Origin of the sequence: Streptomyces sp. MUM 2J (assembly GCF_022414535.1) — a bacterium.
Classification (GTDB): domain Bacteria; phylum Actinomycetota; class Actinomycetes; order Streptomycetales; family Streptomycetaceae; genus Streptomyces.
The window spans coordinates 21,073-36,639 of the sequence record NZ_JADWYM010000026.1; the positions used below are offsets into that span (position 1 = coordinate 21,073).

The 15,567-nt window shown below is 72.2% G+C and carries 14 protein-coding genes; 9 read left to right on the forward strand and 5 right to left on the reverse strand.

Features of this window, described 5'->3' with window-relative positions:
• The first annotated feature begins 50 nt into the window (after positions 1–50).
• From I3F54_RS20760 to I3F54_RS20790, 7 genes are all read left to right on the forward strand, one after another.
• A complete protein-coding gene (locus I3F54_RS20760; protein WP_240120332.1) occupies positions 51–1,160 on the forward strand; it encodes a TniB family NTP-binding protein in 1,110 nt (369 codons plus the stop codon).
• Positions 1,161–1,162: 2 nt separating this feature from the next.
• Positions 1,163–2,992 (forward strand): TniQ family protein, encoded by a 1,830-nt coding sequence (locus I3F54_RS20765; protein ID WP_240120333.1) that lies wholly within the window; start codon positions 1,163–1,165, stop codon positions 2,990–2,992.
• A 133-nt stretch (positions 2,993–3,125) separates the two neighbouring features.
• Positions 3,126–4,154, forward strand: coding sequence for an N-acetyl-gamma-glutamyl-phosphate reductase (gene argC / locus I3F54_RS20770; RefSeq protein WP_240120334.1), 1,029 nt, complete (start codon positions 3,126–3,128; stop codon positions 4,152–4,154).
• A gap of 115 nt (positions 4,155–4,269) precedes the next feature.
• Entirely contained in the window at positions 4,270–5,421 is a 1,152-nt protein-coding gene (gene argJ / locus I3F54_RS20775) for a bifunctional glutamate N-acetyltransferase/amino-acid acetyltransferase ArgJ (protein ID WP_240120335.1), read from the forward strand.
• A complete protein-coding gene (gene argB / locus I3F54_RS20780) occupies positions 5,418–6,341 on the forward strand; it encodes an acetylglutamate kinase (RefSeq protein WP_240120336.1) in 924 nt (307 codons plus the stop codon). Before argJ ends, argB begins: the two co-directional genes overlap by 4 nt.
• Positions 6,338–7,522, forward strand: coding sequence for an acetylornithine transaminase (locus I3F54_RS20785; RefSeq protein WP_240120337.1), 1,185 nt, complete (start codon positions 6,338–6,340; stop codon positions 7,520–7,522). Before argB ends, I3F54_RS20785 begins: the two co-directional genes overlap by 4 nt.
• Before the next feature lie 19 nt (positions 7,523–7,541).
• Positions 7,542–8,081, forward strand: a complete 540-nt coding sequence (locus I3F54_RS20790; RefSeq protein ID WP_240120338.1) for an arginine repressor — start codon at positions 7,542–7,544, stop codon at positions 8,079–8,081.
• A gap of 185 nt (positions 8,082–8,266) precedes the next feature.
• Here I3F54_RS20790 and I3F54_RS20800 read toward each other — a convergent pair whose 3' ends face one another.
• The 5 genes from I3F54_RS20800 to I3F54_RS20820 are packed head-to-tail and all read right to left on the reverse strand — an operon-like array spanning position 8,267 to position 13,158.
• The gene (locus I3F54_RS20800; protein ID WP_275676561.1) at positions 8,267–9,004 is read right to left on the reverse strand and encodes an FAD:protein FMN transferase; all 738 of its coding nucleotides are present in this window, start codon (positions 9,002–9,004) and stop codon (positions 8,267–8,269) included.
• A gap of 55 nt (positions 9,005–9,059) precedes the next feature.
• The gene (locus I3F54_RS20805; protein WP_240120340.1) at positions 9,060–9,833 is read right to left on the reverse strand and encodes an FMN-binding protein; all 774 of its coding nucleotides are present in this window, start codon (positions 9,831–9,833) and stop codon (positions 9,060–9,062) included.
• 55 nt (positions 9,834–9,888) lie between these two features.
• Positions 9,889–11,271 carry a ferric reductase-like transmembrane domain-containing protein gene (locus I3F54_RS20810; protein ID WP_240120341.1) on the reverse strand — a complete coding sequence of 461 codons (1,383 nt, stop codon included), beginning with the start codon at positions 11,269–11,271 and terminating at the stop codon, positions 9,889–9,891.
• A 59-nt stretch (positions 11,272–11,330) separates the two neighbouring features.
• Complete coding sequence (locus I3F54_RS20815) at positions 11,331–11,795, reverse strand: FMN-binding protein (protein WP_240120342.1); 465 nt, start codon at positions 11,793–11,795, stop codon at positions 11,331–11,333.
• 10 nt (positions 11,796–11,805) lie between these two features.
• The gene (locus tag I3F54_RS20820; protein ID WP_240120343.1) at positions 11,806–13,158 is read right to left on the reverse strand and encodes a ferric reductase-like transmembrane domain-containing protein; all 1,353 of its coding nucleotides are present in this window, start codon (positions 13,156–13,158) and stop codon (positions 11,806–11,808) included.
• Positions 13,159–13,329: 171 nt separating this feature from the next.
• On the opposite strand from I3F54_RS20820, the gene I3F54_RS20825 reads away from it, so the two are divergent.
• Both I3F54_RS20825 and I3F54_RS20830 read left to right on the forward strand, forming a co-directional pair.
• The gene (locus I3F54_RS20825) at positions 13,330–14,070 is read left to right on the forward strand and encodes a response regulator transcription factor (protein ID WP_240120344.1); all 741 of its coding nucleotides are present in this window, start codon (positions 13,330–13,332) and stop codon (positions 14,068–14,070) included.
• Entirely contained in the window at positions 14,067–15,542 is a 1,476-nt protein-coding gene (locus tag I3F54_RS20830) for a cell wall metabolism sensor histidine kinase WalK (RefSeq protein ID WP_240120345.1), read from the forward strand. Before I3F54_RS20825 ends, I3F54_RS20830 begins: the two co-directional genes overlap by 4 nt.
• Positions 15,543–15,567: the final 25 nt, after the last annotated feature.

The window sequence follows — 15,567 nt, forward strand, 5'->3', positions numbered from 1 at the left end:
GGAACACCTTCGTGCCCGCACCGCAGCTGAGTCTGGCTGAGTGGAGGCACTTGAGCCCGAAGGACAAGGCGCTACACGATCTGCACCGCGCGGTCACCCACGCCAACCTGCCGCTGCTACAGACCCCGATGAGCCTGGCCGTCACCAAACTGCTGCGGGGCCGCGTCCAGAGCAACGCGGTCAAGCTGAAGCCGACCACCTTGTCCGGCCTGATGATCACTGGCGGCGGTTATCAAGGGAAGACCGAGACGGCCTGCGAGTGCCTGGCCACGTTCGAGGAGGACTGGCTGGCTCTGAACCGCTACCTCAACCCCCAGGCCGTCCCCGGCACCCGGGACCTCCACGTTCCCGTCGCCTACGTGCAGACGCCGGTGACCGCGAAGCCCAAGAGCCTGTGCAAGGCCATCCTGCACTTCTACGACGCCGAGGTGAATCCACGCATGGACCTGCCCGATCTGATCCGTCAGGTCGCACTGTCCCTGCGTGAACACGGAACGAAAGCCCTGCTGCTGGACGACATTAATAGGCTCCGCATGCACCGCGCCGATGACCAGGACACCCTCGATCTGATCCGGGCATTCATGAGCATGAACGTCACCCTCGTACTGGTAGGCGTCAACATCCACGGCGCTGGCCTGCTGCGAGAAGGCCGCCATGATCCGCGCAGCGGTCAAGTCGCCTTCCCGCCCTCCCGGCACAAGGTCGTACATGGGGAGGAAGCGACGCAGACCGAGCGGCGCTTCGACGTGGTCGAACTCGACCGCTTCCGCTACGACACCGACGCGCAGATCATGGCCTGGACCGACCACCTCGCCGGCGTCGAGGGCCAGCTTCGCCTGTTCAAAGCCAAGCCGGGCATGCTCACGTCGGGCAGCATGCCCGAGTACTTCTTCGACCGCACCGGCGGTGTGGTCGGCCTCCTGGAACGGCTGGTCGAGGACGGCTGCCGGGAAGCCATCGACTCCGGCGCCGAATGCCTCACCGAGTCGCTGCTGGACGACATCGCCATCACCCTCAACCCCGCCGGCGGCCGCGACCCGGGCGCCGGAGAGATCCCTGACATCCCTGAGCCGAAGGCGTCGAAGAAGAGCAGCACCCGGAGCCGTCCGAGGAACACCGTCCTCGACGACCAGGGCCCCGCCGCAGGGACCGGGAGCTGAGGATGCGTCCCCTGCCTCGAAGCCTTGACCCGCTGCCGGGCGAGTCCCTGCCCGGCTACGTGTTGCGGCTCGCCCACCGGCTCGACCTCGCACCATCTGACGTGGCCCGGCGCACCGGCCTGCTGCCGGCGGCCAGCCAGCGCCTCGTCCGCCTCAGCTACCAGCTATTCATCAACCCCGCCCCGGACACCCTCGCCGACTTCGCCGCCTCGACCCGGCTCAGCCATGAAGAAGTGGCCGCACTCACACTGACCGACCTTCGCGACCACTACCCGCCCCTGGCCCTCAGCCTTCAACAGCCCCGGGGCGCCGGACACCTCCGCCTCGACCACTGGCTCTTCACCGGCTTCCCCCGCTACTGCCCCAAATGCCTGGCCGGAGACGGATCAATCATCCAACAGGCCCACGGCGGTCCCTGGAAGAAGGAATGGCACCTTGCGGTCGTCTTCGCCTGCCTTGAGCACGAGTGCTTCCTGAAACACCAATGCCCTACCTGTCGCCTCCCCGACAATCGGGCCGCAGGCGGCCCGCTGCTGATCCGGCCTGGCGCCCGCCGCCTGCACCCCGCCCAATGCCGCTTCCCCGGTCCCGACTCGGGACGGGGAACGCAGGGAAAAGCCTGCGGAACCCGGCTCGACCACACCGAGACCCTGATCCGGCCCAGCCGGAAACTCCTCGACCTCCAGCGCGACATCCTGGGCGAACTCGACCCCGCCCTGCCCGGAACCCTCACCACCGAGAGCCTGACCGACCTGCGGATGGTCATGGGCTTCATCGCCGCCTCATGGCCCCGGTCCCGCTACCTGCTCGACGCCGACCTCGTGGACTCCGTGAACGCGTACTTCCAGGCGAGCAAGAAGTTTCCCGCCGACAGGCACTACCGGGTGAGCCTGATGAACACGGCACCAGCGGATGCCGTGGTCTGCGGCGCGCTGATCGGCGTTGCCGACTCTCTGTTGTTCGCTGCGAACTCCCGGCAGCGGATCATGAGTCTGTTCGAGGTCTCCTTCGACACCCACGACAGCCGCATGTCCTGGTTCCGCTTCTACGACCGCCACAAAAACACCTGCTCACAGCAACTCCGCGAGATCTTGAAACCGCTGGTCAATGCCACTCCGGCCACTGCCGACCGGTTCGTCCCCCGCGGCCCAGGGTTCGCACCCCACCACGTCCCGGCCTTCCTAGAACAGGACTGGCACGAACGTTTCATCCGGCCGACCCGCATCCCCCTCGATGAGCGACTCGTCCGCCGTTGCGCGGCCATCCAACTCGTTCGCCGGGCCGCCTACTGCGACACCCGTGAAGCGGCCCTCCTCCTGGGCATCCCAGCGGACAAAGTCCCCCGAGGTATCGACGACGACCGCTTGTGGATCGGTGCCAAAGACGCCCCCACAGACTTCCGCATCGCCGTGACCGAGCTCGGCCTGCACCTGGGCGAGAACATCGACCGGCTGCCCGACTACCAACGGCGGCGGGACGTCCTGCGGGACTGGGTCATCCCTCAAAGCGACTGGCTGGAAGTGACCGCACACCTCCCCAGGCCCATCGGCAAACAGCCCGTCCTCGACGACAGGAAGCGTCAGATCGCCTCCATCTTCATCTGGACCCGCGTCACCGGCGGCGAGCACCTCTTTGCTCCCCGGCCCCTCGAACAGACTCAACCCCAGCACATCCAGCGGGCATGGGCCGCACGCCGCCCCACCACCTGGCACCAGCTCGTCGGCCGACCGGACCCGGGTCCGCACTACGCGACCCTCCGGCATCTCCTCGGCGAGTACGCCGAGGACCTGATCAAAAGGGTCGACGCCGGGGCACTCCCGCCAATTGAATGACTCAGGCCCGCCAACTCAGCCGCTCACCCGCCACCTGAAGCGCTCAGTCACAACGCCCCGGCGGGCCGAGCGTGAACTCATTGCATAAACGTGCGGTAATGCGTATAGTCATGCCACCTAGAGGAGGGTGGACATGGCGGTACGTGTGGCGGTGGCCGGGGCGAGCGGGTACGCGGGCGGTGAGGCCCTGCGCCTGCTCCTGGCCCACCCCGAGGTCGAGATCGGCGCCCTGACCGGCAACTCCAGCGCCGGGCAGAAGCTGGGCGCGCTCCAGCCGCACCTGCTGCCGCTGGCCGACCGGGTCCTGAGGGAGACCACCGCCGAGGTGCTCGCCGGCCACGACGTGGTCTTCCTCGCGCTGCCCCATGGTCAGTCCGCCGCCGTCGCCGAGCAACTCGGGCCGGACGTCCTCGTGGTCGACATGGGGGCCGACTTCCGGCTCAGGGACGCCGGCGACTGGGAGAGGTTCTACGGTTCCCCGCACGCCGGGACCTGGCCCTACGGACTTCCCGAACTGCCGGGTGCCCGCGCCGCGCTGGAGGGGTCCAAGCGCATCGCGGTGCCCGGTTGCTACCCGACGGCCGTGACGCTCGCCCTGTTCCCCGCGTACGCGGCGGGGCTCGCCCGGCCCGAGGCCGTGATCGTCGCCGCCTCCGGCACGTCCGGTGCGGGCAAGGCTCCCAAGCCCCACCTGCTGGGCAGCGAGGTCATGGGCTCCATGACGCCGTACGGCGTCGGCGGCGGTCACCGGCACACTCCCGAGATGATCCAGAACCTCAGTGGAGCGGCGGGGCGGCGGGTGTCGGTGTCGTTCACCCCGACCCTGGCCCCGATGCCGCGCGGGATCCTCGCGACCTGCACCGCCTCCGCCGTCGCCGGCACCACGTCGGAGAGCGTCCGCGCCGCCTACGAGAAGGCCTTCGCCGACGAGCCGTTCGTCCACCTGCTGCCCGAGGGCCAGTGGCCGACGACGGCGTCCGTCCACGGTTCCAACGCCGTTCAGGTGCAGGTCGCGTACGACGGCGCCGCGGACCGCATCATCGCGATCAGCGCCATCGACAACCTGACCAAGGGCACCGCGGGCGGTGCCGTCCAGAGCATGAACATCGCCCTGGGACTCGACGAGACCACGGGGCTGTCCACGGTCGGAGTCGCACCGTGAGCCGCGGGCGGCTCCCGGCGGCGGCCGGACCGGCCCCTGCGGCGACCGCGCCGCGGACGACGACGCAAGCCCCACCGGCGCACCGCGCGGGCGGGGCGGAGAACGAGGAGATGCAGTGAGCGTCACGGCAGCGAAGGGATTCACGGCGTCGGGCATCGCCGCCGGGATCAAGGAGAACGGTAACCCCGACCTGGCCCTCGTGGTCAACAACGGGCCCCGCCGCGCCGCCGCGGCCGTCTTCACCTCCAACCGCGTGAAGGCCGCGCCGGTCCTGTGGTCCGAGCAGGTCGTCAGGAGCGGCCAGGTCTCGGCCGTCGTCCTCAACTCCGGCGGCGCCAACGCCTGCACCGGCCCCCAGGGCTTCCAGGACACCCATGCCACCGCCGAGAAGGCCGCCGAGGTGCTCGGCCGGGGCGCCATCGAGATCGCCGTGTGCTCCACCGGCCTCATCGGCGTCCTGCTGCCCATGGACAAGGTCCTGGCGGGGGTCGGGACGGCCGCGGCCCAACTGTCCGAGCACGGTGGCGAGAAGGCCGCCATCGCCATCAAGACCACCGACACCGTCCACAAGACGTCCGTCGTGAGCGGGGACGGCTGGACCGTCGGCGGCATGGCCAAGGGCGCCGGCATGCTCGCGCCGGGCCTGGCCACCATGCTCGTGGTGCTCACCACCGACGCCGACCTGGGCGGCGAGGCGCTGGACGACGCCCTCCGCGCGGCCACCAGGGTGACCTTCGACCGGGTCGACTCCGACGGCTGCATGTCCACCAACGACACCGTTCTGCTGCTCGCCTCCGGCGCCTCCGGCATCGCTCCCGGGCAGGCCGAGTTCGCCGAGGCGGTACGGCGGGTCTGCGACGACCTCGGCCGGCAGCTCATCGGCGACGCCGAGGGCGCCAGCAAGGACATCAAGGTCGAGGTGGTCAACGCCGCGACCGAGGACGACGCCGTCGAGGTGGGCCGCTCCATCGCCCGCAACAACCTCCTCAAGTGCGCGGTCCACGGCGAGGACCCGAACTGGGGCCGCGTGCTCTCCGCGATCGGCACCACAGGGGCCGCCTTCGAGCCCGACCGGCTCAACGTCGCCATCAACGGCGTCTGGGTCTGCAAGAGCGGCTCCGTCGGGGAGGACCGGGAACTGGTCGACATGCGCTACCGCGAGGTGCACATCGTCGCCGACCTCGCCGCGGGCACCGAGACCGCGACGATCTGGACCAACGACCTCACCGCCGACTACGTCCACGAGAACAGCGCCTACTCCTCATGAGCACTCGCAAGCACACGGCACTGCCCAAGGCCCAGACCCTCATCGAGGCGCTGCCCTGGCTGACCCGCCATCACGGCAGGACCGTCGTCATCAAGTTCGGCGGCAACGCCATGGTGAACGAGGAACTGAAGGCCGCCTTCGCCCAGGACGTCGTCTTCCTGCGCCATGCCGGTCTCAAGCCGGTCGTCGTGCACGGCGGCGGCCCGCAGATCAGCGCCGCCCTCGACCGTCACGGCATCGTCAGCGAGTTCAAGGCCGGGCTGCGGGTCACCACCGAGGACGCCATGGACGTCGTGCGGATGGTGCTGGCCGGGCAGGTGCAGCGCGAGCTGGTCGGGCTGCTCAACCAGCACGGCCCCCTGGCCGTCGGGCTGACCGGCGAGGACGCGCACACCATCACCGCTGTCAAGCACCGGCCGGAGATCGACGGCGAGCCGGTCGACATCGGCCGGGTCGGCGAGATCACCGAGATCGACACGGGCGCGATCGAGGCCCTGCTGGCCGACGGCAGGATCCCCGTGGTGTCCTCGATCGCCCGCTCCCAGGACGACGGGCACGTCTACAACGTCAACGCCGACACCGCGGCGGCCGCCCTCGCAGCAGCCCTGGGAGCCGAGACCCTGATGGTCCTCACCGATGTCGAGGGCCTCTACGAGGACTGGCCCCGCTCCGACGAGGTGATCAGCCGTCTCACCGCCTCCCAGCTGGAGAAACTGCTGCCGGAGCTGAGCTCCGGAATGGCCCCGAAGATGGAGGGGTGCCTGCACGCCGTCCGCAACGGCGTGCGCACCGCCCGCGTCATCGACGGCCGTGTCCAGCACTCGATCCTGCTGGAGATCTTCACCGATGAGGGCATCGGCACGATGGTCGTGCCCGACGAGACCACGGCCGCCGTACCGGCCACACAGGGGGAGTCATGAGCAACCGGGAACTGACCGAGCGGTGGCAGGGCGCGCTCATGGACAACTACGGCACCCCGCGGCTGCCCCTGGTGCGGGGCGCCGGCACCACGGTGTGGGACGCCGACGGCCGCGCCTACGCCGACTACGTCGGCGGCATCGCCACCAACGCCCTGGGGCACGCCCACCCGGCCGTCGTCGAGGCCGTCAGCCGCCAGATCGGCTCCCTCGGCCACATCTCCAACCTGTTCCTGGCCGAGCCCACCGTCGCCCTCGCCGAGCGGCTGCTCCAGCTCTTCGGCCGGGAGGGCCGGGTCTTCTTCTGCAACTCCGGCGCCGAGGCCAACGAGGCCGCGTTCAAGATCGGCCGGCTCACCGGCCGGACCCACATGGTCGCCACCACCGGCGGTTTCCACGGCCGCACCATGGGTGCCCTCGCGCTCACCGGCCAGCCCGCGAAGCAGGAGCCCTTCCGGCCGCTGCCCGGCGACGTCACCCACGTGCCCTACGGTGACGCGCAGGCGCTGGCCGCGGCGGTGACGGAGGAGACGGCCCTGGTGGTCATCGAGCCGATCCAGGGCGAGAACGGCGTCGTGGTCCCGCCGGCCGGCTATCTGAAGGCGGCCCGTGCGATCACCGCCGCCACCGGCGCCCTGCTGGTGCTCGACGAGGTGCAGACCGGCGTCGGCCGCACCGGGCACTGGTTCGCGTACCAGGCCCACGAGGGTGTGCTGCCCGACGTCGTCACCCTCGCCAAGCAGCTCGGCGGCGGACTGCCGCTCGGCGCGACCGTCGCCTTCGGCCGGGCCGCCGAGCTGCTCCGGCCCGGCCAGCACGGCACCACCTTCGGCGGGAACCCCGTCGCCTGCGCCGCCGGGCTCGCCGTCCTCGACACCATCGCGGGCGACAGCCTGCTGGAGAACGTCAAGGCGCGGGGCGAGAAGCTGCGTGAGGGAATCGAGGGCCTCGGCCACCCGCTGGTCGATGGTGTGCGGGGTGCCGGCCTGCTCCTGGGTATCGTGCTCACCGGGCCGCACGCGCAGCAGGTGCAGCAGGCGGCCCAGGAGGCCGGTTTCCTGGTGAACGCGCCCGCCCCCGACGTCGTGCGGCTCATGCCGGCGCTGAATCTCGGCGACGACGCGGTGGACGCCTTCCTCGGGGCGCTGCCCGGCATCCTGGACGTGGCCGACGGGGACGGATGATCCGGAGATTGAGACGACGATGAGCCAGGCGCAGGACCACGAGCAGACCTCCGGGCCCGCCGTGCCGCAGACCCGCACCGCCCGCCACCGCCGGATCGTGGACATCCTCAACCGGCAGCCGGTGCGCAGTCAGAGCCAGTTGGCCAAGCTGCTGGCCGACGACGGGCTGAGCGTGACACAGGCGACCCTCTCCCGGGACCTGGACGAGCTGAACGCGGTGAAGATCCGCAACACCGACGGCGATCTCATCTACGCGGTGCCGAGCGAGGGGGGGTTCCGCACGCCGCGGGCGCCGCTGGGCGGGTCGGCGAAGGAGGAGCGGATGCGCCGCCTGTCGCAGGAGCTGCTGATCTCGGCCGAGGCCTCCGCCAACCTGGTGGTGCTGCGGACCCCGCCCGGGGCCGCCCAGTTCCTGGCCTCGGCCATCGACCAGGCCGAGCTGCAGGACATCCTGGGGACGATCGCCGGCGACGACACACTGCTGCTGATCAGCCGCGATCCGAGCGGCGGGCAGGCCCTGGCGGACCACCTGCTGCGGCTGGCCCAGAACGGACACTGAGGCACCGCGCGGGCCACGCCGCCACCGGCCCGCACCCTCCCCGGCGGTCGCCCGGCGGCCCTCCGCCGTCCCCGCACGCGCGACGGCCGGGAGGAGGCCGGGCGCGTGGCGACGCGGTACCGGCCCGCCCGGCCCGGGCTCGCGGGTCGGCCCGCCCGGCCCAGCCGTGCCGCCCGCACGGCCGCTCAGCCCAGTCGCGCCGCCAACCCGTCCGTGCACCGCACCTCGTCACCCGCGGTGATGAGCAGCGCCTCCACGTCCGGCAGGGACTCCAGCCACGTCAGCCCGGCCCGCGACCCCATCGCGAACGCCGCGGTAGCCCAGCAGTCCACCCAGGTCAGAGAGGGACCCACGACGGTCACCGCCACCAGGTCCGTCACGGCGGACCGCCCGGTGCGCGGGTCGACGATATGGGCGCCCCGCTCCGCCGTACCCGACGTGGCGACGGCCAGCCGGTCGACGCCCGCCGCGGAGATCACCGCTGCCAGCCCGCCCGGCCGGAGCGGGTCGGCGATGCCGACGCGCCATGGGCGCCCGGGCCCCGGCATCCCGGCCATCTGGACGTCCCCGCCGCCGTTGACGCTGACGCCGGCGGCGCCGGCCGCCATCAGCGCCCCCGCCGCCCGCTCGGCCGCCCAGCCCTTGACGATGCCCGTCGGGTCGAGGCGGCCGGCATAGCGACGGCTGAACCAGCCGTCGCTGGCCCGCTCGGCCTCGGCGGCCAGTTCCAGCACGTCGGCGACCTCGGGGTCGCACTCCTCCGCGGTCAGTTCACCGCGGGCCAGCCGGGAGATCTGGCTGTCCTCCCGATAGGTGCTGAACACCTCGTCGACGCGGTGCAGTTCGGCGACCGCCTCGTCGAGGGCGGCCCCTACCGCGTTTGGATCCCCGCCGCGGACGTCGAAGGAGAAGACCGTCCCCATGACCTCCTCCGCCCGGCGTACCGCGGCGGGAGCCTCTTCCGAACCCTCCACCGGCTCAGCCACCGACCCGGTCCAGCGCCGACTGGAGCGACTGCCGGTACCCGGCACTCGTGTACGTCGCCCCGGAGACCGCCTCGATGTCCGCGTTGCCGGCCGCGACGGCCTCCCGGCCGAGCCGGGGCAGTGCGTCGGCGCTGATCTGGCCGCTGCGCCCGCCCTGCGGCGCCTGGACGGCCTCGGCCCGGGTGATCCTGCCGCCGCTGACGGTGACGCGGACCTGCACGGGGCCGTACTGGGTCCGCGCCACGTCGCCGGTCACGGTCCGGGCGGTGGCCGAGGCGCCACCGGAACCGTTCGAGCCGGCCGGACCTTCCGTCTTCGCCCGGTCCAGCGCGGACTGCAACGACTGCCGGTACCCGGCGCTCGTGTACGTCGCCCCGGAGACCGCGTCGATCTGCGCGCTCTGCGCCGCGACCGCCTCCTGGTTGAGCCGGGGGACCGCCATTGCCGAGATCTGGTCGCTGCGCCCGCCCCGGGGCGCCTTGACGGCCTCGGCCTCGGTGATCCTGCCGCCGCTCATCGTGATGCGGACCTGTACCGTCCCGTACTGGGTCCGGGCGGCCTCGCCGGTGACCGTGCCGCTGCCGACGGCCCGGGCGCCGCCCTGCGGCGACTCCTGCGCCGTGGCCGTCGCCTGCGGCAGCGCCCCGCCCGCCGCCTGTGCGGAGGACGGGCCGGACACCGGCTTCAACGACAGCAGCAGCACGATCCCGGACACGGTGGCCGCGGTCGTGAGCACGACGCGCCGCACGGGGTGACTCTTCCTCATCGCTCCCACAGCTCCTGAAGACCGCATTCGACGCGGTGTGGTGACGGTCTGCCGCTCACATGGCGAACGACTCGTGATGGATGCGGCGGGCCGGGACGCCGGCGCCGCGCAGGGCTTCGTAGACCGACTGCGCGAAACCGGGTGGCCCGCACATGAACACGTCATGCTCGTCGATGTCGGGCAGCTTCTGGCGCAGCCGCTCCGCCGAGATGTCGGGGCGTGCCCCGTCCGGGCTGTTGACCGCGTACATCAGCCGCGCCCCGCGCTCGTCGGCGATCGAGGCCAGCTCGTCCCACAGCGCCAGGTCCTGGGTGCTGTTGGCCCGGTACAGCAGCGTCAGGTCCCCCGAGGCCGCCGGCAGCGTCTCGAACAGCGCCCGCATCGGCGTGATGCCGACCCCGCCCGCGACCAGCAGCACCTTGCCGCGGCTGCGGCGCCCGGCGGTCAGCGCACCGTAGGGGCCCTCGGCCCACACGCGTGTGCCGGGCTCCAGCTCCCGCAGCCGGGCGCTGTGGTCGCCGATCGCCTTCACCGTGATCCGCAGCACGTCCGGGCGCGGCGCCGCCGACAGCGAGTACGGGTGCGAGCTGAACCGCATGCCCGGGGCCAGGAACCGCCAGCGGAAGAAGTGCCCGGCCTCCGCGCCCATCCGGTGCAGCCGCCTCCCGCCGATCAGCACCGACACGATGCCCGGCGTCTCCTCGATCACCGCCTCGACCCGCATGCGGTGACGCAGGTTCAGCCGGATCGGCGTCAGCACGCGGAACCACAGCATCAGCGCGGTGACGGAGCCGTAGAGGCCGTACCAGAACGTCTTGGCGACGGGCTCGACGGCGAAGTCGTTGCCCGTGCTGATCTGGTGCCAGAACGTCAGGAACACCGCCGCGTACGTCAGCAGGTGGATGTGGTACCAGGCGTCGTACGGCAGCAGGCGGCGGATGCCGCCGACCGAGACCAGGCCGATGACGAGCAGCAGGCCGGTGCCGAGGGCCGCCTTGCCCATGTCCGGCAACTGCTCGACCGAGTTGATCGTCTGCCGGACGATGTCGCCGAGCGACCGGCCCTGCTGGAGCGCGTAGCCCCACATGGTCAGGAAGACGTGCGCGAGCACCAGGCAGATCGTGTACCGGCCGGTCATCGCGTGCCAGCGGGCCACCCGGTCCGAGCCCACCCGCCGCTCCAGCGCCGGCACACGGGCCATCTGGAGCACCACCAGCGCCATGAGGTAGCCGGCGAGAAGCCCGGTGATGCGCCCCGCGTTGAGGACCCTGCCGGTGTCGTCCGCGATGGACGGAGTGTTCCGCCACCACAGCCACAGGACGCCCGCGGCGCCCGCCCACACGGCGAGCACCAGCGGAACGGCGGGGCTGCGCCGCGGGCGGATGCGGCGCATCGTCTGGCGGCGGGCGGCACGGCCGCCGGCGAGTGTGGTGGTCACGGTTCCTCCGTGGGGACGGGACCCTTGGCCCACAGGTACGTGCCACGCCACGGGAGTGTTCAGAGCCCCACCGAGTCCAGGGCGGACTGGAGCGAGCGGCGGTATCCGTCGCTCGTGTACGTCGCCCCCGACACCGTGTCGATGTTCGCGCTCTGCGCGGCGAGCGCCTCACGGCGCAGCTGGGGGATGGCGTAGCTGCTGATCTCCTGGTCGCGGCGGTTCTCCGTCGGATAGGTGACCGCGGTGACCTCGGTCAGTTTCCCGTCCTGGATGGTGATGCGCACCTGGACCGGGCCCCAGCGGGTGTCGACCGAGTCGCCGGTGACGGTCCGGGTGCCGGTGGTGCCGGTGGTGCCGCCCGAACCGGCCGCGCTGCTGGAGCTGGTGGTCGGCGCGGGGGCGCCGACGGCCAGGGCCGGAGTCGTGTGCGGCTTCAGCGACAGCAGCAGTACCACCCCGGAGACGGTGGCGGCACTCGCCAGCACGATCCGGCGCAGCGGGCGGCTCTTCCTCAATGCGTGCACGGGTACGACCTCACAGCTCGAAGGACTCGTGGTGGATGCGGCGGTCCGGCACCCCGGCGTCGCGCAGCTCCCGGTACAGGTCCCGGGCGAAGCCGTGGGGACCGCACAGGTAGACGTCGTACGCGGCGAGGTCCGGGAAGGTCGCGGTGAGGGACCGGGCCGTCAGGTCGGGGCGCTCCCCGTGCGCGCCGTTGAGTGCGTACAGCACCCTCCCGCCCCGCCAGCGCGCGATCGCCTCCAGCTCCCCGCCCAGCGCGAGGTCCTCCGCGCGGCGCGCCCGGTACAGCAGCGTCACCTCGCCCGGCAGCGTCTCGAACAGTGCCCGCATCGGCGTGATGCCGACACCACCCGCGATCAGGAGCGACTTCGGCGCCCTCTGCCGGCCGGCCGTCAGGGACCCGTACGGTCCCTCGGCCCACACCCGGGTGCCGGGCCGCAGCAGCGCCACGCCCGCGCTGTGCGCGCCGAGCGCCTTGACGGTGATCCGCAGCCGGTCCCCGCGCGGCGGCGCCGACAGGGAGTACGGCGTCGACGTCCGGGCCAGCCCGGCCCCGAGGAACCGCCAGCGGAAGAACTGACCCGCCTGTGCGTCCAGTTCCTCCAGCCGGTGCCCGCGGACCACGACCGAGTACACGCCGGGCGCCTCCTGGTGCACGGACTCCACCCGCAACCGGTGCCGGAGGTTGAGCCGGACCGGCACGAGGACGCGGAACCACACCACCAGCGCCGCCACCCCCAGGTACAGCGCGTACCAGGCGGCCGTCGCCGCGGTGCTGCCGACGAAGTCGTTGCCGAGGGCCAGCTGGTGGCTGAAGGCGAGGAACACGGCGGCGTAGGTGAGGAGGTGGACGTAGTACCAGAACTCGTAGCTGGTGCGGCGGCGCGCGGCCCGCACGGAGGTGACGCCGACCGCGAGGAGGATCAGCGTGCCCGCGGTCGCCTTCAGCATCTCCGGGTAGTCCAGCACCACGGTGACCGTCTCGTGCCACAGTGACTGCCGGTCCTGGGCGGCGTACCCGGCCAGGATCAGCACCACGTGCGCGAGCAGCAGGAACATGGTGTAGCGGCCGGCCATCGCGTGCCAGCGGGCCACCCGGTCGGAGCCGATCCGGCGTTCCAGCAGCGGAACCCGGGCCATCAGGCCGACGAGCACCGCACAGGCGTAGCCGCACAGCAGCCCGGTGATCCGCCCCGCCCCGGTCAGCCAGCCCGCCGCCCCGACCACGGAGCCGGTGTCCGCCCACCACAGGGCGATCACGGCCGCGGCACCGGCCCACAACAGGGCCAGCAGCGGGACTGCCGGGGAGCGCCGGGCCGGCGGTACCACGGGCGGTGCCGTCCGCCGCTCGTACACGGTGGTCATCAGTCGCGTCCTTTCGCCGATCCGGGACGCAACTCTGCGCGCCGAACCTCTCAGAGCGCTCTGAGAAGGCGGCTCCCGGGGCCGACTCAGAGGAAACTCAGAGGCTTCTCAGACGCACGTCACCCTGGTCAGGAGGGATCCTGGGGGGACGTCACGATCCTTGAAGGAGCCATGAACACCACCCGCTCCGGCCGGCCCGCCCTCACCCGCCCCGACGGCACCCCGCTGCGCATCCTCGTCGTCGACGACGACCCCGATCTCGCGGAGGTGCTCTCCGGCGCGCTCCGCTACGAGGGCTGGCAGGTGCGCACGGCGGGGGACGGTGCCTCGGCCGTCGCGGAGGCCAGGGAGCTCCAGCCCGACGCGGTCGTCCTGGACGTGATGCTCCCGGACACCGACGGCTTCGCGGTGCTGCGCCGCCTGCACACGGTGCAACCCGACGTGTGCGTGCTCTTCCTGACCGCGCGCGACGCCGTGGAGGACCGGATCGCGGGCATCACCGCCGGCGGCGACGACTACGTGACCAAGCCCTTCAGCCTGGAGGAGGTCGTCGCCCGGCTGCGCGGCCTGCTGCGGCGCGCGGGCATGGCCCGGCTTCTGGACGACGGGCCACGGCTGACCGTGGGCGACCTCGTCATGGACGAGGAGGCCCGCGAGGTCACCCGCGCCGGGGAGCTGATCGACCTGTCGCCCACCGAGTTCGAGCTGCTCCGCTTCCTCATGCGCAACCCGCGCCGGGTGCTCAGCAAGGCCCAGATCCTGGACCGGGTCTGGTCCTACGACTTCGGTGGCCGGGCCCACGTCGTCGAGCTGTACATCTCCTATCTGCGCAAGAAGGTCGACGTGGGCCGCGAGCCGATGATCCACACCGTGCGCGGTGCCGGATACGTACTGAAGCCGGCGACGCGATGAGGGCGGTATGGCAGCTGCGACGTCTGCCCCGGCCCCGCACCCTGCGGGGCCGGCTCATCGCCGGGCTCGTGGTGCTGCTGGCGGTCAGCTGCGCCGCGGTGGGCGTCGCGGCCGTGGTGGAGCTGGAGCACTTCCTCACCGGCCGCGTCGACCAGCAACTGCAGGACGTCGGGACCCGTTTCCCGGCCAGCCTGGAGAACACCCCGGCACCGCGCGACGACCATGACGGCGACGAGCACGGCGACACCCGCCACCAGGCGGCGGGAACGTTCGGTGCCCGCCTGGTCGACGGTGTCGTCACCCACGCCGCCGTCGTCCCCACCGGCACCGCCGTCGCCGTCGAGGGCGTCGACCTGACCGCCCGGGACGAGCAGGAGCTCGCCGCGGTCCCGGTCGACGGCAGGGCGCACACCGTGTCCCTGTCCTCCCTGGACGAATACCGGGTGACCGCCGCCTCGGGCCTGGACGGCGACGTGCTGATCACCGGGCTCCCCATGGAGCCTGTGGAGGCGGCCGTGCACCGCCTGGAGCTGGTGGCCGCCGTCGTCTTCGGTGTGGCGCTCGCCCTCACCGGCGTGGCCGGCGTGCTGTGGGTGCGCTGGTCGCTGCGCCCGCTCAGCCGCGTCGCCGCCACGGCCGAGCGGGTCAGCGAGCTGTCGCTGGCCAGCGGTGAGGTGGCGCTGCCGTCCAGGGCACCGGACTACGACCCGCGCAGCGAGGTGGGGAGGGTCGCCGCCGCCTTCAACCGCATGCTCGGCCATGTCGAGGACGCCCTCACCAAACGGCACGCCAGTGAGGAGCGGTTGCGGAGCTTCGCGGCCGACGCCAGCCACGAGCTGCGTACGCCGGTGGCTTCGGTGCGCGGCCACGCCGAGCTGGCCCTCCTGCATCCCGGGCCGGTGCCGCCGGAGGTGACCCGGGCGCTGGAACGGATCGCGGCGGAGTCGTCCCGGATGGGCGAGATGGTCGACGAGATGCTCCTGCTGGCCCGGCTGGACGCGGGCCGCCCCCTGGAACGGCGCCCGGTCGACCTGACCCGGCTGGTGCTGGACGCGGTCACGGACGCGCGGGCCGCCGGGCCCGGGCACCGCTGGACCCTGGACCTGCCGGAGGAACCGGTCACCGTGCCCGGCGACGCCCACCGCCTGCACCAGGTGCTGGCCAACCTGCTGGCCAACGCGCGGTTGCACACACCCGTGGGCACCGAGGTGGACGTGGCCCTGGGCACCGACGGGGCCGAGGCCGTGCTGTCCGTCCACGACAACGGCCCGGGTGTCCCACGCGACGTCCAGCCGGGCGTCTTCGAACGCTTCACCCGCGCCGAGCACCGCCGCCGCACGGACAGCACCGGCGGCGGGGCGGGCCTGGGCCTGGCGATCGTCGCGGCGGTGGTGGAGGCGCACGGCGGCAGCGTGGCGCTGGACAGCCGCCCCGGTTCCACGACGTTCACGGTCCGGCTCGGCACCGCGTGACCCGTCGGCCGTACCGGGCGCCGCG

Coding starts and splice junctions, on each gene's coding strand:
- I3F54_RS20825 (WP_240120344.1), top strand. CDS start 13,330: ATGAACACCACCCGCTCCGGCCGGCCCGCCCTCACCCGCCCCGACGGC.
- I3F54_RS20820 (WP_240120343.1), bottom strand. CDS start 13,158: ATGACCACCGTGTACGAGCGGCGGACGGCACCGCCCGTGGTACCGCCG.
- I3F54_RS20800 (WP_275676561.1), bottom strand. CDS start 9,004: ATGGGGACGGTCTTCTCCTTCGACGTCCGCGGCGGGGATCCAAACGCG.
- I3F54_RS20765 (WP_240120333.1), top strand. CDS start 1,163: ATGCGTCCCCTGCCTCGAAGCCTTGACCCGCTGCCGGGCGAGTCCCTG.
- argB (WP_240120336.1), top strand. CDS start 5,418: ATGAGCACTCGCAAGCACACGGCACTGCCCAAGGCCCAGACCCTCATC.
- I3F54_RS20830 (WP_240120345.1), top strand. CDS start 14,067: ATGAGGGCGGTATGGCAGCTGCGACGTCTGCCCCGGCCCCGCACCCTG.
- I3F54_RS20805 (WP_240120340.1), bottom strand. CDS start 9,833: ATGAGGAAGAGTCACCCCGTGCGGCGCGTCGTGCTCACGACCGCGGCC.
- argC (WP_240120334.1), top strand. CDS start 3,126: ATGGCGGTACGTGTGGCGGTGGCCGGGGCGAGCGGGTACGCGGGCGGT.
- I3F54_RS20785 (WP_240120337.1), top strand. CDS start 6,338: ATGAGCAACCGGGAACTGACCGAGCGGTGGCAGGGCGCGCTCATGGAC.
- I3F54_RS20790 (WP_240120338.1), top strand. CDS start 7,542: ATGAGCCAGGCGCAGGACCACGAGCAGACCTCCGGGCCCGCCGTGCCG.